Source organism: Phenylobacterium sp. (genome assembly GCF_036963605.1).
Taxonomy (GTDB): domain Bacteria; phylum Pseudomonadota; class Alphaproteobacteria; order Caulobacterales; family Caulobacteraceae; genus Phenylobacterium.
Window position 1 is genome coordinate 1 of the sequence record NZ_JBALUY010000019.1, and the last position, 18,431, is coordinate 18,431.

22 protein-coding genes are annotated in these 18,431 nt (G+C 68.8%); 3 read left to right on the forward strand and 19 right to left on the reverse strand.

From position 1 onward, the window contains the following. From V7702_RS05360 to purL, 3 genes are all read right to left on the reverse strand, one after another. Positions 1–150 (reverse strand): DUF3606 domain-containing protein (locus V7702_RS05360; RefSeq protein WP_335649153.1); only part of this gene is annotated, 150 nt, incomplete at its 3' end. A 70-nt stretch (positions 151–220) separates the two neighbouring features. After that, complete coding sequence (locus V7702_RS05365) at positions 221–1,045, reverse strand: DUF3313 family protein (protein WP_335649108.1); 825 nt, start codon at positions 1,043–1,045, stop codon at positions 221–223. A gap of 38 nt (positions 1,046–1,083) precedes the next feature. Then, positions 1,084–3,282: a phosphoribosylformylglycinamidine synthase subunit PurL gene (purL, locus tag V7702_RS05370; RefSeq protein ID WP_335649109.1), complete on the reverse strand. Its 2,199-nt coding sequence runs from the start codon at positions 3,280–3,282 to the stop codon at positions 1,084–1,086. A 376-nt stretch (positions 3,283–3,658) separates the two neighbouring features. On the opposite strand from purL, the gene V7702_RS05375 reads away from it, so the two are divergent. Beyond that, the gene (locus V7702_RS05375; RefSeq protein ID WP_335649110.1) at positions 3,659–4,108 is read left to right on the forward strand and encodes a hypothetical protein; all 450 of its coding nucleotides are present in this window, start codon (positions 3,659–3,661) and stop codon (positions 4,106–4,108) included. A 56-nt stretch (positions 4,109–4,164) separates the two neighbouring features. Here the strand turns inward: V7702_RS05375 and V7702_RS05380 are convergent, their stop codons facing one another. From V7702_RS05380 to V7702_RS05430, 11 genes are all read right to left on the reverse strand, one after another. After that, a complete protein-coding gene (locus tag V7702_RS05380) occupies positions 4,165–4,668 on the reverse strand; it encodes a hypothetical protein (protein WP_335649111.1) in 504 nt (167 codons plus the stop codon). Positions 4,669–4,748: 80 nt separating this feature from the next. Beyond that, a complete protein-coding gene (locus V7702_RS05385) occupies positions 4,749–5,885 on the reverse strand; it encodes a zinc-binding dehydrogenase (RefSeq protein ID WP_335649112.1) in 1,137 nt (378 codons plus the stop codon). A gap of 72 nt (positions 5,886–5,957) precedes the next feature. Next, positions 5,958–6,209 (reverse strand): DUF3297 family protein, encoded by a 252-nt coding sequence (locus tag V7702_RS05390; protein WP_335649113.1) that lies wholly within the window; start codon positions 6,207–6,209, stop codon positions 5,958–5,960. A gap of 65 nt (positions 6,210–6,274) precedes the next feature. Continuing rightward, positions 6,275–7,933 carry an FAD-dependent oxidoreductase gene (locus tag V7702_RS05395; protein WP_335649114.1) on the reverse strand — a complete coding sequence of 553 codons (1,659 nt, stop codon included), beginning with the start codon at positions 7,931–7,933 and terminating at the stop codon, positions 6,275–6,277. 30 nt (positions 7,934–7,963) lie between these two features. After that, positions 7,964–8,770, reverse strand: coding sequence for an alpha/beta hydrolase (locus V7702_RS05400; RefSeq protein ID WP_335649115.1), 807 nt, complete (start codon positions 8,768–8,770; stop codon positions 7,964–7,966). A gap of 102 nt (positions 8,771–8,872) precedes the next feature. Beyond that, positions 8,873–10,108 carry a PAS domain-containing sensor histidine kinase gene (locus tag V7702_RS05405; RefSeq protein ID WP_335649116.1) on the reverse strand — a complete coding sequence of 412 codons (1,236 nt, stop codon included), beginning with the start codon at positions 10,106–10,108 and terminating at the stop codon, positions 8,873–8,875. A gap of 60 nt (positions 10,109–10,168) precedes the next feature. Next, on the reverse strand, positions 10,169–10,555 hold the full coding sequence (locus tag V7702_RS05410) for a response regulator transcription factor (protein ID WP_335649117.1): 387 nt from the start codon (positions 10,553–10,555) through the stop codon (positions 10,169–10,171). A gap of 72 nt (positions 10,556–10,627) precedes the next feature. Continuing rightward, a complete protein-coding gene (locus V7702_RS05415; protein ID WP_335649118.1) occupies positions 10,628–11,251 on the reverse strand; it encodes a response regulator transcription factor in 624 nt (207 codons plus the stop codon). Between the two features lie 76 nt (positions 11,252–11,327). After that, positions 11,328–11,681 carry a DUF3325 domain-containing protein gene (locus tag V7702_RS05420; RefSeq protein ID WP_335649119.1) on the reverse strand — a complete coding sequence of 118 codons (354 nt, stop codon included), beginning with the start codon at positions 11,679–11,681 and terminating at the stop codon, positions 11,328–11,330. Then, positions 11,678–13,234 (reverse strand): PepSY-associated TM helix domain-containing protein, encoded by a 1,557-nt coding sequence (locus V7702_RS05425; protein ID WP_335649120.1) that lies wholly within the window; start codon positions 13,232–13,234, stop codon positions 11,678–11,680. Before V7702_RS05425 ends, V7702_RS05420 begins: the two co-directional genes overlap by 4 nt. A 20-nt stretch (positions 13,235–13,254) precedes the next feature. After that, on the reverse strand, positions 13,255–13,566 hold the full coding sequence (locus V7702_RS05430; protein WP_335649121.1) for a hypothetical protein: 312 nt from the start codon (positions 13,564–13,566) through the stop codon (positions 13,255–13,257). A gap of 199 nt (positions 13,567–13,765) precedes the next feature. Here V7702_RS05430 and V7702_RS05435 point away from each other — a divergent pair, with 199 nt between their 5' ends. After that, positions 13,766–14,302, forward strand: coding sequence for a group III truncated hemoglobin (locus V7702_RS05435; protein WP_335649122.1), 537 nt, complete (start codon positions 13,766–13,768; stop codon positions 14,300–14,302). Here the strand turns inward: V7702_RS05435 and V7702_RS05440 are convergent. The 5 genes from V7702_RS05440 to purC form a co-directional block, all read right to left on the reverse strand. After that, positions 14,213–15,409 (reverse strand): MFS transporter, encoded by a 1,197-nt coding sequence (locus V7702_RS05440; protein WP_442958393.1) that lies wholly within the window; start codon positions 15,407–15,409, stop codon positions 14,213–14,215. The genes V7702_RS05435 and V7702_RS05440 overlap by 90 nt on opposite strands. A 78-nt stretch (positions 15,410–15,487) precedes the next feature. Further along, positions 15,488–16,150, reverse strand: a complete 663-nt coding sequence (purQ, locus tag V7702_RS05445) for a phosphoribosylformylglycinamidine synthase subunit PurQ (RefSeq protein WP_335649124.1) — start codon at positions 16,148–16,150, stop codon at positions 15,488–15,490. Positions 16,151–16,208: 58 nt separating this feature from the next. Beyond that, entirely contained in the window at positions 16,209–16,595 is a 387-nt protein-coding gene (locus V7702_RS05450; RefSeq protein WP_335649125.1) for a hypothetical protein, read from the reverse strand. After that, complete coding sequence (gene purS, locus V7702_RS05455) at positions 16,592–16,831, reverse strand: phosphoribosylformylglycinamidine synthase subunit PurS (RefSeq protein ID WP_335649126.1); 240 nt, start codon at positions 16,829–16,831, stop codon at positions 16,592–16,594. The genes V7702_RS05450 and purS overlap by 4 nt, the downstream gene beginning before the upstream one ends. Next, positions 16,831–17,586 carry a phosphoribosylaminoimidazolesuccinocarboxamide synthase gene (purC, locus tag V7702_RS05460; protein WP_335649127.1) on the reverse strand — a complete coding sequence of 252 codons (756 nt, stop codon included), beginning with the start codon at positions 17,584–17,586 and terminating at the stop codon, positions 16,831–16,833. Before purC ends, purS begins: the two co-directional genes overlap by 1 nt. 273 nt (positions 17,587–17,859) lie before the next feature. Here purC and V7702_RS05465 point away from each other — a divergent pair, with 273 nt between their 5' ends. Next, a complete protein-coding gene (locus V7702_RS05465) occupies positions 17,860–18,183 on the forward strand; it encodes a DUF1476 domain-containing protein (RefSeq protein ID WP_335649128.1) in 324 nt (107 codons plus the stop codon). Positions 18,184–18,431 lie beyond the last annotated feature (248 nt).

Here is an 18,431-nt window from a genome sequence, read left to right on the forward strand (position 1 = left end):
CTTCGTCATGCGGCCGACCTTGCGGTGGGCGGCGGTGATCTGGTCGCGGGTGACGCCCCAGCGCTTCATCCAGTATTCGACCGCCTTGCGTTCCGATAGGTCGAGGCGATCCTTGTCGATAAAGCCGCGTTTGTCTTTTAGACCGGCCATGCCGGCGCCTCCCTTTCGAACGTGATGGAAGGGGAGCCTAACGCGCTCGCGACCGGGCGGCCATGGGCGCTCAGTTTTCCGGGGCGGGCGCCGGGGCCACGCCGTCGGTCTCAGCCTCGGCGGCGCGGGCGGCGCTCATCTGCGGGACATAGAGGCCGGTGACGAAACGGGCGCCGACGCCTTCCACGCGGAAGCGCGAACCATACTCCCGGCAGGGATCGGTCTCGGCGGTGATCTCCCGGGGTTGATGATCCTCCGGCGTCATGGTGGCGGCGACGGCGTCGGCGAACGGCTCGACGAACTGCAGGGCGTCACCGATGCGGCTAAGCGAAGGGTTGTCGGTCCCGATGGCCGTCGCGGTCCTGCGCCAGACGATGGCGGCGATCTGTTGATCGGCGACGTCCAGGAGCTCGGCTTCCGCGCCGAGCCCCCCCAGGCCACCCGGCACGCGAACGCCCACTGGCCCTGGGATGAAGAAGCCCGCCGCAGCCGAAGCCGCCGAGCCGGCCGGACTGGTCGCGATCACCTCGGTGACGGCGGCGCGTACGTGCGGGGTCGTGGCCGTGGTGTCAGGCCCGGCGATCTCGAAGCGTTCGGAAAGCTCGAAGCAGAGCTGCGCGTCCACCTCGCGCAGCATCATCGTCTGCTCCTCGGGCGTCATCCAGGCCTTGGCGTTGGTGCTGGGGGCGAAGACCGTCGGCTCGATGCGGACGGCCTGCACGGACTTCAGGGCGTCCTTGTCGGCGCGGTCCAGGGCGCCAGCGCGGACCATGTCGGTCCGCGGGGTCAGGTCCTCATAGCTGGACAGGAACTGGCCCTGGGTGGGCGCGCCGGCGCAGGCCGCGAGGCTCAGGAGAAGGGCGGGCGCGACGAGATGGGGGAGGGAGGTTTTCATGGCGACCTTAAACGCGGCGGCCGTCCAGTGGCTCCGCTCTATCCCATGTACGCCGGCATCCACCCTTCGTATGCATCCTTAAGCTGATCCAGAGGCAGTTCGAACAGGTTGGCGACGGCGAGGCAGGCGCCGCCGGCCACGCCGACGCGGCGGGCGGGAATGCCGGCAGCCTTGGCCGCGGCCAGCAGCGGATCGGCGTCGGCGGCGGCCACCAGATAGCGGGCCTGATCTTCGCCAAACAGCTCGGCCTGCGGGGGCAGCACGCCTTGCAGCTCCAGGGTGACGCCGACGCCGGACGCCAGCGCCATCTCGGCGACCGCAGCGATCAGGCCGCCGTCAGAGAGGTCGTGAACCACGGCGATCTGCTCGCCTTCGATCATGTCGCGCACGAAATCGCCGGTGCGGCGCTCTCGGGCCAGGTCGACCTTCGGCGGGGCGCCGTCTTCTCGGCCGAGGATTTCACGCAGATACATGCTGGCGCCCAGTTCGCCGCGGGTCTCGCCCAGCAGGACGAGGACATCGCCAGGCTGCAGGCTGGAGAAGTCGGCATGCCGGCCATAGTCGGCGATCAGGCCGACGGCGCCGACGGTGGGCGTCGGCGGAATGGCCTGGCCATTGGTCTCGTTATAGAGCGAGACATTGCCGCTCACGACCGGGAAGTCGAGCTCGCGGCAGGCCAGCGCCATGCCCTCGATGGCTCGGACGATCTGGCCCATGATCTCGGGCCGTTCCGGGTTGCCGAAGTTCAGGTTGTCGGTGATGGCGATGGGGGTCGCGCCCACGGCGGTCAGGTTGCGCCAGGCCTCGGCCACGGCCTGCTTGCCGCCTTCATAGGGATCGTTCTGCACATAGCGCGGCGTGCAGTCGGAGGTGACGGCGAGCGCCTTCTTGGTCCCATGGACCCGCACGATGCCGGCGTCGGCGCCCGTGGCGGAGTCCTCCATGGTGTCGGCCATGACGTGGCGGTCGTACTGCTCCCAGATCCAGCGCTTGGACGCCATGTCAGGGCTGCCCATCAGCTGGCGGACGGCGGCGGCGTAGTCGGCGGGGGGTGGCACGTCGGTGGCGACCAGAGCCGGTTGCGGGGCCGGCGCGACCCAGGGACGGTCATAGAGGGGGGCGTCGTCCGACAAGGGCGCGAGCGGCAGGTCGCAGACCACCAGCCCCTGATGCTTCAGCACGATGCGGCCGGTGTCGGTGGTCTGGCCGATGGTGGCGGCGTCCAGGCCCCACTTCTCGAAGATGCGCTGGCCGTCTGCCTCGCGGCCGGGCTTGAGGATGGCCAGCATCCGCTCCTGGCTCTCCGACAGCATCATCTCATAGGCGCTCATGCCCTCTTCGCGCTGGGGCACGGCGTCCAGGTCCAGCTCGATGCCGACCCCACCCTTGCCGGCCATCTCGACCGAGGACGAGGTGAGGCCGGCCGCGCCCATGTCCTGAATGGCGGCCACGGCGCCCGAGGCCATCAGCTCAAGCGTCGCCTCGATCAGCAGCTTTTCGGCGAAGGGGTCGCCGACCTGGACGGTGGGGCGCTTCTCGTCCGAGGCGTCGTCGAACTCGGCCGAGGCCATGGTGGCGCCATGGATGCCGTCACGGCCGGTCTTGGAGCCGAAATAGACCACCGGCAGGCCGGGGCCAGGGGCGGCGGAATAGAAGATCTTGTCGGCGTCGGCCAGGCCCACACACATGGCGTTGACCAGGATATTGCCGTCATAGCCGCGATGGAAATTGGTCTCCCCAGCCACGGTGGGCACGCCCACGCAGTTGCCATAGCCGCCGATGCCGGCCACCACGCCCGAGACCAGGCGCTTGGTCTTCGGGTGCGACGGATCGCCGAACCGCAGGGCGTTCAGCAGGGCGATGGGGCGCGCGCCCATGGTGAAGACGTCGCGCATGATGCCGCCCACGCCTGTGGCCGCGCCCTGATAGGGCTCGATATAGGAGGGGTGGTTGTGGCTCTCCATCTTGAAGACGCAGGCCTGGCCATCCCCGATATCCACCACCCCGGCGTTCTCGCCCGGGCCCTGGATCACCCGCGGACCCTTGGTGGGGAACTTGCCCAGGTGTTTTCGGCTCGACTTGTAGGAGCAGTGCTCGCTCCACATGACCGAGAAGACGCCCAGTTCCACGAGGTTCGGCTCGCGGTTCAGGCGCTGGACGATCAGGTCATATTCCTCGGCCTTGAGGCCGAACTCGGCGGCCGTGTCGGCCAGGGATTTCGCGGGCGCAGCGGTCATGGCGGCCTTCTAGAGCGCGTTCCGATAAGTGGGAACCGGTTATCGGACGACACGCGCTCAAGACTCGGAGTTTAGAGCCTGATTCAGCGATCAGACGATTCCGTCTGATCGCATCAGGCTCGGGCGGCTTCAGGGCGCAGGGCGATAGGGGGAGCGAGAGTCCGGCTTCGTCAGGTCCAGGGTTGAATTATCACCGCCGATTTCGCGTGAGGGGAGAACTGTGCTTTCGCGTGGTTTTTGCGCGCGTTAACCATTCAAAGATCTATGGTTAACGAAACCTTGTCAGGTGCGGCATTCCGTCCTAACAGAAGGCGTGAGCGTAAGGGGCTGATGGCTCACGCCAGCCCTGTGGTGAAATCAAACCAGGGTAGGTGTCATGCTCAAGATCGCGTCCATCGCTGTTGTCACGGTGCTGGCCTCCGCCAGCGCCGCCAGCGCGCAATATCATCCGACGGCGCCGCAGCCGTCCTATCAGAACTGCCCGCCGGTCCATCCGGGACACCCGGGCCATTCAGACTGCTACTGCGCCCAGGAACAGGTCTTCTATTACCCGCCGGCCGGGCCGGGATGGAATGTGCGCCATGTGGGCGGTCCCGCCGTGCGGGTCTATTCCCAGCCGGTCTACGTGCCCTCGGGACGAATCGATATCCAGGGGCCGCCGATCTATGTGGAGGCGCCGCCGATCCGCGTGGCGCCGGCGCAGATCTATCTCCATGCGCCCGACGTGCGCGTGAAGCCCTCGCAGGTCACGGTGGAGCCGCCGCAGGTCCATGTGGCGCCTTGCCCCGATGGCCGCGTCTGTGGGCCGGCCGGGGCGGGCAGCTGATCGGAAAGCCTGATCTTAGGGGCTGAAATCTGGGCCGCCTCCGAAAAGGGGGCGGCCTATTTTTCTGCGGCGCAGAAGGCCCGGATCTCGCGGGCGAGCGACAGGTCCCCGCCTTCCAGGGCGACGCGGACGGCGTCGTCGCACTGATCCTGGGCGGCCAGGGTGGTGACTTCCAGCCTCAGGGCGGCCCTGGCTTCGGCGGCGTCCTGCAGAGCCTTGGCCTCGCGGCGATCGCCAGGTGTGCAGAGCGATATCCAGGAGGCGTCGGCGCAGCGGCGGATCAGGCGGGCCTGACGGGCGGCTTCGGGGTCAGAAGGCTCGCCGGCCGGCTCCGAGGCGATGGTCGCAGGCTCGGCTGGAGGCGCTTCTGCGGGGGCGGCCAGCAGAGGGGCGCTCTGAGGCGGCGAAGCGGCGGCCTCTTGATCGGTCATCGGACGATAGATGGTGTCGGGCACCCGGTACCGGCACACCCAGCCCTCGGCCTCCAGCACGCAGGACTGGAGGGTGGCCTGGCTTTCCTGGCCGAGCAGCAACAGACCAAAGGCCAAAGCCGAAAGCACCCGATCAGCACCTCTTTCCAGGGTGGTAGGGGGCCGACGATAGCACGTCGGCCCCCAGCGCCAAGCCCGTCGGGGTCCGCCTAACCCTTGGCGGGGTTGACCAGGTACTTCTCGCCCGTCGCCTTGCGGGTATAGGCGGCGATGACCTCGGGCTGCATGACCTCGGCCAGGGAGATTTCGGCGGTGTAGTGGCTGGCGAAGGTGGTGGTCAGCTCGGCCATCACCCGGTCGCGCAGCTTCTGGGCGTCGGCCGCCCCGATCTTCTGCAGGAAGTAGGTCAGCAGCCAGCCGCCGACGCCCCAGGCCATGCCGATGCTCCGATCGATCTCGGTCCGGCGCAGCTCCAGACCGCCATAGATGTAGACCTGCTTGTGCACCGGCGAGCCGTAGCGGTTGTAGACCTCGGCCTTACGGTTCAGCGCGGTCTCCATGGCCACTAGGATCTTGTTGGCCAGATCGCCGCCGCCGATGGCGTCGAAGGCGAGCGTCGCGCCGGTCTCTTCCATGGCGTCGGTCAGGTCGGCCATGAAGGTTTCCGACGTGCTGTCGAGCACATACTTCGCGCCGATGTCGCGCAGGATTTTCGCCTGGGCGTCGCTGCGCACGATGTTGACCAGCGGCACGCCGTCCTTGAGGCAGATCTTGTTCAGCATTTGGCCGAGATTGGAGGCTGCGGCGGTGTGGACCAGGGCGGTATGGCCTTCGCGGCGCATGACCTCGACCATGCTCAGTGCGGTGAGCGGATTGACGAAGCACGAGGCGCCGTCGGCCGCCGTGGCGCCCTCCGGCAGCACCATCACCTCGGCCGCGCCCACCAGGCGGTGTTCGGCGTACATGGCGCCGCCCAGCATGGCGACGGTCTTGCCCAGATAGGCCTCCGCGCCTTCGCCGGCCTTGATCACCAGGCCCGCCCCCTCATTGCCCACGGCCAGGGACTGGTCCAGGCGCGGACGAAGCGCGCCCATCCGTTGCGGCGGCACCTTGGCGGTGAGGGTGGCGTCGGCGCCCTGGCCGCTGACCTTGAGGGTGGCCATGTCGGCCGGGCCGAGCAGCAGGCCGAGGTCCGAGGGGTTGATCGGCGAGGCCTGCACCTGAACGAGCAACTGTCCCGGGCCGGGCTCAGGCGTCGGCACGCGCTCCAGCGACAGCCGAAGCTCTCCGTCGGAGGTGATCAGTGACCGCAGTTCCAGGCCGGTGGTCTTCACAGCGTCGCTCATGGGCGTCTCCCTTGTTTCGTTGGCGGGAAACTGGGGCGCCGTGGCGCGGGCCACAAGGCCGCGTCATGGAAATCAGCCCTGACCGTCGTCCCGGAAATAGGGCTCGACCTCACCCTGCAGCTTCACGGTGACCGGATTGCCCTTACGGTCCAGGGTCTTGCCCACCGCCAGGCGGACCCAGCCCTCACTGACGCAGTACTCGTCGACATTGTTCTTTTCGACGCCCTTGAAGCGCACGCCCACGCCGCGGGCCAGGGCCGCCTCGTCATAGTGAGGACTGTCAGGATTGGTGGCCAGGCGGTCGGGGGGCGTGTCGGTGGTCATGGTCAGGCTCCAGAGGTCGGAGCGGTTCATAGGCCGAACGACGCGGCGCGCCAACCGTCACGACGTCAGCCGCCGACCCGGGCGGCGGCCAGTCTCACGTGAAGGGTCGCCACCACCTGGGCGCCCTCGCCGACGGCCGCGGCCACCCGCTTGACCGAGCCACAGCGAATGTCGCCGATGGCGAAGGCGCCGTCCAGGCTGGTCTCCAGCAGGGTGCGGGGCGTGTCCAGATCCGCGCCCGTGCGGATGAAGCCCTTGGCGTCCAGTTCGATGCCTGAGCCGGCCAGCCATTCGGTCTTGGGTTCGGCGCCGATGAACAGAAAGAGGTGGCCGACCGCCAGGGCCGCAACCGCGCCGGTGCGCACATCGCGCCAGATCACCTGCTCAAGACGGCCGGCCTGGCCCTTGAGGTCGCAGATCTCGGCGTGCGGCATGAGGGTGACGTTGTCCAGGGCGCCGAGGCGATCGACCAGATAGCTCGACATGCTGGCCCGCAGGTCCGGGCCGCGGATGAACAGGAAGACCCGCGCGCCCTGGCTCGCCAGATAGACCGCCGCCTGGCCCGCCGAGTTGCCGCCGCCGACCAGAGCCACCTCCTGCCCGGCGCACAGCCGGGCCTCCAGGGGCGAGGCCCAGTAGTGGACCGACGCGGCCTCGAAGGCTTCGAGGGTCGGAATGTCCAGCCTTCGGTAGCGCGCGCCCGCCGCGATCACGACGGCCCTGCACCGGGCCTGCTCGGCATTGGCCAGGGCCAGGGCGAAGCCGCCTTCGGGGTGCGGCGACAGGCTGGCGATCTCGGCTGGTATGGCCATCTCGACGCCGAACTTCTGGGCCTGATTATAGGCCCTGGCCATCAGGGCCATGCCGCTGATCCCGGTGGGGAAGCCGAGATAGTTTTCGATCCGGGCCGAGGCGCCGGCCTGGCCGCCAAAGGCCCGGCAATCCACCACCAGCACCGACAGGCCTTCGGACGCCGCATAGACCGACGTGGCGAGCCCCGCAGGCCCTGCGCCCACCACCACGACGTCAAAGATCCTGTCGGGATCCAGCGGTGCGACCATCCCCAGGCAACGGGCCAACTCCCCCTCGGTGGGATTCCGAAGAATCTCGCCATCCGGGCAGAGGACAAGCACGCCGCCTCCCGCCGGAGCGTCGGGGCGGTGGAGCAGGGCTGCGGCGCCCGCATCGGTCTGCGGGTCGAGGCTTTGCCTGGGATGGCCGTTTCGAGCCAGAAAGCCCTCCAGGCGCAGCACGTCGGGGTCGCCGGCCGCGCCGATGATCACCGGCCCGCCGCCGCCGCTTTCGAGCAGGCCCACCCGACGCAGGATCAGGGCGCGCATGATCCGCTCGCCCAGATCGGCCTCGGCCACCAGCAGGGCGCGAAGGCGTTCGGGCGAGAGTGTCAGGGCCTCGACCTCGTCCTCGGCTACCGCATCGACCAGGGCCGGACGCCCGGAGAGCTGCGCCAGTTCGCCGACGAACTGGCCGGCCCCCTGGCGCACTACCAGTTGCGGATGGCCGGTCTCATCCCGCCGGGTGATGACCACCTGGCCGGAGAGCACGATGGTCAGGCCGTGGCCGCGCTCCCCGGCCCGGGCGAGGGCCTCGCCTGCGGCGTAGCGCCGAGGTTCGGAAAACCGCCGCGCCTGCTCGATATCGCGGGCCTCCAGCACCGGGAACCGTTGGTGGTCCCTGGCGTCGGCGTGGGCGATCGAATCTGCCATGCCTCAGGTCTTTCGGTTCGAGTGCTGACGTCAGGCGGCCAGACCGGCCGTTCGGGCGCCGCTGCGGGGATTAGCCAGGGCCCACTCCAGGGCGAAGTCGGCCACCTCTTCCCAGCCTGCGTCAATGCCCGTCCAATGCGAGCGGCCGGGAAAGATGCGCAGCTCGGTCTTCGACGGCGCGCGCTTCTGGCGGTTGTAGATCGCCCGGGTCATGCTGGCGTCGGCGATCAGGTCCTTCTCGCCGCCGATGAGCAGCAGGGGCGCCCGGTCGGGATTGGCCCAGTCGATGGGCTTCACCGCGCCGAAGATGCCGTCCCAATAGACCTTGGCCGGGGTGGGCACAATGTAGCGGTCATAGTGCTCGTCGGCCTGGCTGGCCGGCAGGGTCTGGGCGAAGCGGGTGCGGAAGAATGTTCGCGACATGGTCTTCAGCTTGCCGCCGCTGAACGGGTCGAGCAGCACGGGCAGGGCCGAGACGATGGCGTGCGGGCCGAGCGGCACGCCGGGCGTCGGCGCCGGATCGATGGCGACGCCGACGGAACCCAGGCCCAGGTCCAGCAGATGCTGCACCACCACCCCGCCCAGGGAGTGGCCGATCAGGATCGGCGCTTCGGCCAAGCTGGCGATGATCTGCCCATAGTGGTCGATGATGGCGTTCTGGCCGACCTTGGCCAGGGCAGGGTCCGGGGCCTCGCGCAGCGCTTCGGGCATGCGGTCGTCCAGGGGCCAGTCGGGGGCCAGCACCGTATGGCCCTGGGCTTCATAGCGGGCCTTGAAGCCTTCCCAGCTGCGGGAATTGAGCCAGGCGCCATGGATCAGAATGATGGTCTTGCTCATGGGTCGTCCCTCCATCGCTGCAGACCGGGATCGATCCGCCATGGCGACGATGCGCCGCGGGCGCCGGCGGCCCAATTCTACATGGGGTTGCGGCGGCTATACCTAGGTATGGCGGCCCGTTCCGAGGTCTTGGGGCAGGCGGATACGAAAGCAGGCGCCAGGCGCCTCGTCCGCCAGGCCGATGTCGCCCCCATGGGCGTCCAGGATCGAGCGGCAGATGGCCAGGCCCATGCCCATGCCGGCCGCCCGGGTGGTGAAGAAGCTGTCGAACAGCCGTCCCTGGTGGGAGTCGGGCACGCCTGGGCCAGAGTCGGAGACAAGGGCGATGACGTCGTCAGGCCCGGCGCGGCTGGTGAGGCTCAAGGTCCGGCTCTGCGGGGGCTGGCCGGCCATGGCCTGGAGGGCGTTGAGCATAAGGTTGGCGACCACCTGCTGAAGCTGGGTCCTGTCGCCAAGGACGGGAGGAAGGTGCGGCGCAAGGTTCAGGACGAGCTGAGTCTGCTGGCTTTCAATCTCATGGCGCAGGAAGGCGACGGCGTCCTCGATCACGCCGTTCAGGTCCACCTGGGAGGACTCAGGCGCCTGGCCGCCAGCCATGCCACGGATGCGCGAGATGATCGCGGCCGCCCGTTCGGCGTCTGCCTGGATGCGGGCGATCAGGGCCTGGACTTCGGCGACATCCGGCGTCTCCCGGGCCAGCCAGCGCTGGCCAGCCGCGGCGTTGGTGGCGATGGCGGCCAGGGGCTGGTTCACCTCGTGGGAGATCGACGCCGTCAGCTCCCCAAGCATGGACACCCGCGCGGCATGGGCGAAGTCGGCCTGCAGCCGCGCCAGGGCGGCCTGGGCGCGGTTGCGCTCGGTGACGTCAATCACGCCGATCAGCAGGGTGCCCTTGTTCATGGTCTCCGGCGGAAAGCAGGCGGTGAACAGCACCTCGAGCTCGTCGCCGGCGATCGACCTCAGCCGGGTCTCGGCGGCGTAGTTGGGCTGACCCGTGACGGCGGCGATGACGCTGGCGGCGAAGACCGGCGTGCTGGCCTCGGGCCAGAAGGGCTCTACATCGGCCAGCAATTCAGCCTTGTCGCCGCGCCCGAAGAGCGCCACGGCCTGGTCGTTGACGTCCACCACCCGGGTCGCGCGCATCATGTCGCGGACAAAGCCCGGATTGTCCGCGAAATAGGCGGCGTAGTCGGCGACCCCCTGCTTGCGCAAGCTGCGGAGCATGTCGCCCACGGGGAAGAAATCGAGCTCCCAGAACGAGGCGGCCATGGCCTGGAACAGGTTGCGGTAGCGATGCTCGCTGCGGCGAAGGGCGGCCTCGGTCTCGCTCTGATCCATTATCGACACCTGGTCCGGAACGCCGGGCTTTAGCGAAAAAATCCTAGGCTCAGGCCAGCTTCAATCTGAAGTCGAATCTTCCCCGGCCACGCCCTTGGCGACGCAGGCGAGCAAGGCGTCGGCGGTAAAGGGCTTGGTCAGCACGCAGATCGCGCCCGCGGCATGCGCCCTGGCATGGAGGGCTGGCTCGGTGCGGGCGGTGACCAGGACGACGGGAAGGCGAGCCCCCTCGGCGTCGAGGCGGCGTTTCAGGTCTATGCCGCTGAGGCCGGGCAACTGAATGTCAGAGACGAGGCAGGCGCCCTGCGTCAGCCCTCTCGCCGAAAGGAAGGCTTCGGCGGAACCGAAGGCCAGGACCTGATAGCCCGTCGATCGCAGCAGGCCGGTCATGGCCTGGCGGACGGAGTCGTCGTCCTCGACCAGGAAGATCAGGGGGGAGGCGGGCACGCTTGGCCTTTCCGGCGCGGCGCAACACCGCTCAACAACCGTCTTGATCGCACGTCGGGGCCGGCGGCGGAATCATACCCTGGTGTTAGCGGCCGGCGCCGACAGGGCCTCGGCCATGCGGACCAGTTCGGCCAACGATCGGGCGCCCATCTTTCGCATGGCCGATCCGCGGTGGATCTTCACGGTGATCTCGCTGATGCCGAGGTCGCCGGCCACCTGCTTGTTCAGCTTGCCGGCGGTGACCAGCGCCATGACCTGGCGTTCACGGGGGCTGAGCGCAGCATAGAGATCACGCAGGTGGGAGCTGGCGGCCTGGGCGGCGCGCTGGGCCTCGTCGCGGGCGATGGCTGCAGCGACAGCGTCGAGCATGTCCTGCTCGCGGAAGGGCTTGGGCAGGAAGTCGACGGCGCCGGCCTTCATGGCCCGAACCGACATGGGGATGTCCCCATGGCCGGTCATCAGCACCACGGGCAGGCTTACGCCGAGGTCGGCCAGTTGCGCCTGGAAGTCGAGACCGCTGAGGCCAGGCAGGCGCACGTCCAGCACCAGGCAGCCGGGCGCATCGACCGGCGGGGCGTCCAGGAATTCGGCGGCCGATCCATAGAGACGAACCTGCAGGCCGACAGAGCGAAACAGACTGTCCAGCGCCGCCCGCAGGGAGGCGTCATCGTCTATGACGTGAACAAATCCGGCCATCGTCCGTCCCCACGCCCGTCGGCTCAGTCTGCCACAGCTTGCGCCTAAGCCAACAGCATCGGCGGGCGGGCGGGCCTCAGGCCTCGATGAAGGTCACCAGGGCCCAGGCGGCGACCAGCAGGGGGGCGAAATAGGCGCTCACGGCGGCGAAACGGGCGGCGGTTCTGGGGCGATAGGCCAGCAGCAGGGTCAGCGCCAGGGCGGCCAGCATGATGAGGCCGCTCCAGAGCACCGACCCGAAGCGCCAGCCTTCGGCCACGACCGCGCAGATGAAGGCCGCGCCGAGACTGGCGCCGCCGCAGGCCTTGGCCAGGGTCTGTTCGCGCGGCGCCAGGCGGCGGCCCACCGTCTCGACCTGATGCCTGGTCATCGACACGCACAGGCCGGCGAAGCCGGCATAGGCCAGCAGGAAGGCGGCGGTCAGGATCATGCGGGCGCCTCCTCGGTCCGGCTCCGGCGGCGGGGCTTGGGCGCCGTGCGATAGGCGCCGGCCTTGAGGGCGCAGAAGGCCAGGCCTGCGCCCAGGGCCAGCAGCGTGAGATCGAAGGCGACCATGGCCCAGTCACCGGTCAGCAGGGCGCCGACCGGGTTGCGAGAGGTGGTCGCGGCGCTGAGCAGGGGCAGGGCGCCGACCAGGAATGCGGCGGCCGACAGAGTTTCGACCCAGGCGCGCCTGGCCGGCCGCGCGCAGGCCCAGGCGATCATGGCCCCCCAGGCGATGAAGAAGCTGTGCACCTCCCACTCTGCGCGGCCGGCCATGCCGACCGGCAGCAGGCGGTTGGCCCACAGCATGGCGGCCATGCCGGCCGGGACCCCAGCGATGGTCCCGATGTTCAGCCGCTCCACCAGGCGGAAACCGAAGTGGGGGCGCTCTGGATCGGGAAGCTGGGCGCGGCGCTTGACGGTCCAGAGGACCAGGCCTGTGGCCACCATGGCGCAGCCGGCCAGGCTGCACAGGAAATAGACCCAGCGCAGGATGGGATCGGCGAAACGGCCCATGTGCAGGCCATACATGACGCGGTTGGTCAGCACCGCCGGACCAGGCTTTGGCGTCGCCGAGATCAACTGGCCGGTGACCCCGTTGAAGGCCAGGGTTCCGCCGGCATAGGCCAGCTGGTCGCCGGAGTGGCGGGTGACCTCGATGATGGCCGAGGCGTCTCCGGGGTTGCTCACACTGACGATCCAGGGCCGCCCGCCACCCCAGTGCTCCGATGCGGACTCCAGGATGCGGGGGATGTCGGCCAGGGGCGCTGAGACGCCGCTGCGCTCCACCTCTTCGGCCCTTGGGAACATGGCTTCGAAATAGGTCTCCGGCGCCTTGTAGTTCGCCGTGACCCCCCAGGGCATGTAGAGGCCCATCAGGGTGACCAGGCCCGTATAGGTGATCATCAGGTGGAAGGGCAGGGCGAGGACGGCGGTCAGATTGTGGGCGTCCAGCCAGGACCTCTGGGCGGCCTTGCGCGGCCGGAAGGTGAAGAAGTCCTTTAAGATCCGCTTGTGGGTGACGACCCCAGACAGGATCGCCACCAGCATGAACATGGCGCAAAGCCCCGCCACCCAGCGCCCCTGAAGCACGGGCAGATAGTGCATCTGGAAATGCACCCGATAGAAGAATTCGCCGCCGCGGGTGTCGCGGGGGCTCACCGGCTCGCCGGTGGCGGCGTCGAGGATGGCCCGGTTCTCGCTACGGCCGCGTCGCCGCGGCGCCTCTTCCCCGGGTATCGGCGCGGGCCGCCAGAAGAGCCTCGCCGTGGCCTGGCGCTCATCCGGCAGGGTGATCGACCAGCTCTGCGCGTCGGGCGCAGTCTGGTTCAGATAGGCGACGGCGCCTTGGGCGGCCTGGGCGTAGCTGGCCGGGCGGCCGGTCTCCGGCTCCATCCAGCGGGTGATCTCGGGGCGGAAATAGCTGGCCGTGCCGGTCATGAACATGGCGAACAGCACCCAGCCGAACACCAGGCCCGACCAGGTGTGAAGCCAGGCCATGGATTGGCGGAACGATCCCTTCACAGCCGCGGCTCCATCAGCAGGGATAGCCAGATCAGCGCCGCCAGGCCCGAGGCGATCAGGCAGCCATAGGCCCAGACCCGCCAGGCCTGGCGGGCGGCGAAGGCCCACATGGCGACCGCGGCGAAGACGGCGAAAGAGGTCAGCCCGCCGATCATGGTCGCCTCGAGCCGCGGCGCAGGCAGCCAGCGGGCCAGGGTGGCGGCGGCCAGGGCGGCGAGCAGATAGCCCAGGCTGATCGCGGCCACGGCACGGGCGGCCACGTCGGCGCGCCGCCGCCACAGGGGGGCGCGCAGGACCCTGCCGCTCACGACCTGGCCTCCGGGCGCAGGAGAGCGGGCGACGGGGCGAAAGGCCGGGCGCAGGACAAGATCGAGCCTCCAGGACGGGGTGGGCGAGCGGTGGCCCTTCCTAACTGCATCCGGCCTAGTTGCAAACGATTCCTAATAGCGAACGATAAGTATCACCCCGGAGTGGCGCGCCGGCGTTCCTGTGCGGCAGGATGGCGCCATGAGAGACATCACCCCCGAAGAGCGCGCCGCCGCCGCCGCCCGCCGTCTGGCCCTGGCGCCCGGCCGGGCGGCCGGCGTGACCGAGGCGGTCATCCAGGCCCAGGTTCACGCCTTCTACGGCAAGGTTCGAGCCGACCCGATGCTGGGACCGATCTTCGAGGCCAAGATCGCCGACTGGGACGCGCACCTGGAGAAGCTCTGTGATTTCTGGTCCTCGGTCACCCTGGCGACGGGGCGGTTCAAGGGCGCGCCCATGCCGGCCCATATGCGCCTGGCCGGGGTCGGGGGCGAGCACTTCGCCCATTGGCTGCGGATCTGGCGCGCGACCGCGGCGGAGACCTGCGAGCCCGCCGCCGCTGTACTCTTCATCGAGCGGGCCGAGATGATCGCCCGGAGCCTGCAGATGGGCATGGCTGTAGCCCGGGGCGAACTGCCGCCGGTGCGCTCAGCGCCGGTCGCCCAGGCCGATGAGGAGCGCGGCCGGCAGGATCAGGACACCCGCCAGGACGAAGGGCGCCCAGGTTCCCACGCCTGAGAAGAGGAAGCCCGCCATCACCGGACCGAGCACGCGGGCCGCGGCGCTGGACGCATTGTTGGCGCCGAGCGTCTCGCCCTGCCGTCCCGCGGGCGCAGCCCTGGAGATCAGCGAGGAGGTGGCTGGCTGGCTGGTGGTGTGGCCGATCACCAGGATGATCATCAGGACGATGGCCACGGTGACTGGCGGCCCCAGGGCCTCCAGGAACAGGAAGACGGCGGTGACGGTCAGGCCGATCAGCACGGTGGGCCGCTCGCCGATCCGCTTGACCGCCCAGCCCGCCAGCAGGCCCTGGCTGGTGGCTGCGGCGACGCCGGTCATCGCCATGACGAAGCCGATCATCTTCGGGTCCCAGCCGTATTCCGCCGCCCCCCAGAGGCCGAAGATCGACCACATGGCCGAGAAGCCGGCGAAGGAGAGGAAGGTGCCGCCCATCAGACGGCGCAGGGTCGGGTCGGCCAGGGTATGGGCCAGGGCCTGGAGCGGGCCGGGCCGCTGGACGCCCGCCGCCGCGCGGCTGCGGCTCTCGCGCACGAAGACCGCCGCGCCCACAGCGCCGGCGACGCAGAGGGCGGCGGCGGTGAGCAGGGGCGGCTGGAAGCCGGCCGCGCCGAGTTCCGGGCGCGCCAGCAGGCCGCCGAGCAGAGGCCCCACCACGAAGCCGATGCCGAAGGCCGAACCGATCAGGCCCAGGCGTCCGGCCAGTTTTTCCGGCGGCGTCACATCGACGATATAGCCCTGGATGGTCGAGATATTGCCGCTGAAGACGCCGGCCACGGCGCGGGCGGCGACGGCGAACCAGATGTTGGGCGCGAAGGCCAGGGCCACATAGCCCAGGGCTGCGATCAGTATGGTGCCCAGGATCACCGGCTTGCGGCCAATGCGGTCCGACAGCCGGCCCCAAATGAGTTCGCCGAAGAACTGGCCTGCGGCGAACACCGCGAACATCAGGGTGACCTGCCAGGCGGTGGCGGAGAACACCACGGCGTAGAAGGGCAGCAGCGGGATCACCACCCCAAAGCCGATCAGGCTGAGGAACACCACCCCCATCAGGACCGGGACGGCCAGAGGACTGGGGGGCGGCAGGGCGGACTGGACCGAAGACATGGGCCTGCGCATAGCCCGCCTGGGTCGATCAGGCCATGCTATTGCGCCGTTATCCGGTGCGAAGTTTCGGCGACAGCCTCAGGCGCTAGCAAGCGCGCTCTGGAACAGCAGCGCCCCGTCGGCCGAGCCGAGCTCGGCCTCGAAGGCGCGGTCGGGGTGGGGCATCATGCCCAGCACATTGCCCTTGCCGTTGACGATGCCGGCGATCCGCCGGGCCGAGCCGTTGGGATTGTCCTGATAGCGGAACACCACCTGGCCCTCGCCCTCCAGCCGGTCGAGGGTGGCCTCGTCGGCGAAGTAGTTCCCCTCGCCATTGCCCACGGTCATGGTCACCTCGCGGCGGCCGCCATAGCCCGAGGTGAAGCGGGTCTGGGCGTTGGTGACCTCCAGGCTGACGGGCTTGCAGACATATTTCAGCCGCTCGTTCTGCAGCAGGGCGCCGGGCAGCAGGCCCGCCTCGCAGAGCACCTGGAAGCCGTTGCAGATGCCGACGGTGGCGACGCCGCGCTCGGCGGCCGCCTTGACCTCGGCCATCACCGGCGAAAGGGCGGCCATGGCCCCGCAGCGCAGATAGTCGCCATAGGAAAACCCGCCCGGCAGAACGATCAGGTCCAGGCCTTCGGGCAGGGCGGTGTCGCCGTGCCAGACCATATCCACCTGGGCGCCGGTGGAGCGCTCGACGGCGACCTTGCAGTCGCGGTCGCAGTTGGAGCCGGGGAAGACGATGACGGCGGCTTTCATGTCGCGTTCGAACCTGGTCGTTCCAAAGTTGAACCGGCCGGAGCCGGGAGGCTGGTCGTCACCGCGCGGCGGCAAGCGACTCCCAGTAGGCGAGAAGCTGGTCGTATTCGGCTGCGTCGCCGAAGGCGCAACCCTCATGTTCCATGACCCGCTCGCCGTCCCGTCGCGTGGCGGTCTGGATGAACACCGCCGGATGGGCCGGGGCGTCGGGTCTGGTCAGTATGTAGGAGGCCCGGCCGCTCTCTTCATTGAAGATCTCGTAGGGCTCTCCAGGCGCGTCAGGGGCCGGTGTCAGCCCCGGACGGGCGAGGATCTCGGCGCGGATGGCGTCGAAGCCCCGGGCGCAATCCAGCTGGAAGGCCGCGACGGGCTCAGGGGCGGGCGGCGCGCAGGCGGCCAGGGCAAGCCCCAGGAGGCCACAGGCCAGGCCGGCCCGCGCCTTCACGCCAGCTCGACCCGGTAGCTTTCGATGACCGTATTGGCCAGCAGCTTGTCGCACATGGCCTTGACCTCGACCTCGGCGGCGGCGCGGTCGGCCGATTTGAGATCGAACTCGATGGTCTTGCCGACGCGGACGCCCTCGACGCCGGACCAGCCCAGGCCGTGCAGGGCCTGCTCGACGGCCTTGCCCTGGACGTCGAGAACGCCGGGCTTGAGGAAGACGTGGACCTTGGCCTTCACTAGTGGAGTCCTCCTTGGATCACGGTGGGCATTTCTTTCATGATCCCGAGACGGCGGGCCACCTCGGTATAGCTCTCGATCACATCGCCCAGGTCGCGGCGGAAGCGGTCCTTGTCGAGCTTCTCATTGGTGACCGAGTCCCACAGGCGGCAGGAGTCGGGGCTGATCTCGTCGGCTAGGATGACCCGACCGAAGTCGTTCTCCCAGATGCGGCCGAACTCGATCTTGAAGTCCACCAGGGTGATGCCGACGGCGCCGAACAGGCCGGTCAGGAAGTCGTTCACCCGCAGGGTGAGCGCCATGATGTCGTCGATCTCCTGGGTCGAGGCCCAGTTGAAGGCGGTGATGTGCTCCTCGGTGACCATCGGGTCGTGGAGCTTGTCGTCCTTCAGGAAGAACTCGATGATCGAACGGGGCAGGGCTTGGCCCTCGGGGAGGCCAAGCCGGGTCGAGAGCGAGCCCGCGGCGATGTTGCGGCACACCACCTCCAGCGGAATGATCTCCACCTCGCGGATCAGCTGCTCGCGCAGGTTCAGACGCTTGATGAAGTGGTTCTGCACCCCGATCGAGTTCAGGCGGGTCATCACATATTCGCTGATGCGATTGTTGATGACGCCCTTGCCCTCCAGCACGGCCTTCTTGGTGGCGTCGAAGGCGGTGGTGTCGTCCTTGAAATACTGGATCAAGGTGCCAGGCTCAGGACCCTCGTAGAGGATCTTGGCCTTGCCCTCGTAAATCTTTTTGCGGCGGGTCATCTGCAACGCCTTCTCCCAGAACGAGGGCTTGCCGCGGTCGGAAATGAAAAAACGCGCGCAGCGGACGTCCACGCGCGGTCCCGACTCGGCCTCTCGCTCGACATGAGGCGCGCGGAAATTAGCGGATGGGCGCGTGGCGCGCAAACCTGCGCTTGGCGCCTTTCGTGCGTCGCGCCGTCGCGCTTGCGAACGTCTGGCGACTTGTGTGTTTCGATTGCGGGCTCGCCCGGCGGGGGGTATGGAGCCTGCGATGTGTCGCTTATCGGGGAACGCATGACCACGTTTGACGATCGTGAGAAGGGCTTCGAAAGGAAGTTCGCGCTCGATCAGGAACAGGAATTCAAGGCCAGCGCGCGGCGTAACCGCATGCTGGGTGAATGGGCGGCTGGCCTGATGGGCCTGGCCGAGGATCGCGTGGCGACCTATGCGCAAGCCGTGGTCCGCTCCGATCTCGAACAGCCAGGCGACGAGGACGTGCTGCGCAAGGTCTTCGAAGACCTGAAGGGCTCCGGTGTCCAGGTCTCCGAGGGCGAGGTCCGCATGAAGATGGACGAGTTCCTGGCCCAGGCCCGCGAGCAGTTCCGCGCCGGCGAATAGGTCCAGCTGAGCGGCAGGGTCGCTCGCACCCTCGACATTGCATGATCACGACCGGTGACCTGCGCCCCGCAGGCGCGGTCATTGGCCTGTTCGCAGACCTGGCTGCTCGACCTGTGGGCGCCGCTCTCAGCAAGTCATCCGCGGCCGCCGGCTGGCCGATCCGTCGCCGTTGACCGTCCCGCCGACATCGTGGCCCCCGACGCACTTGCCTAAGGCCGCTCTCGCCTGCGACCGTGGCCTGCGTTCGG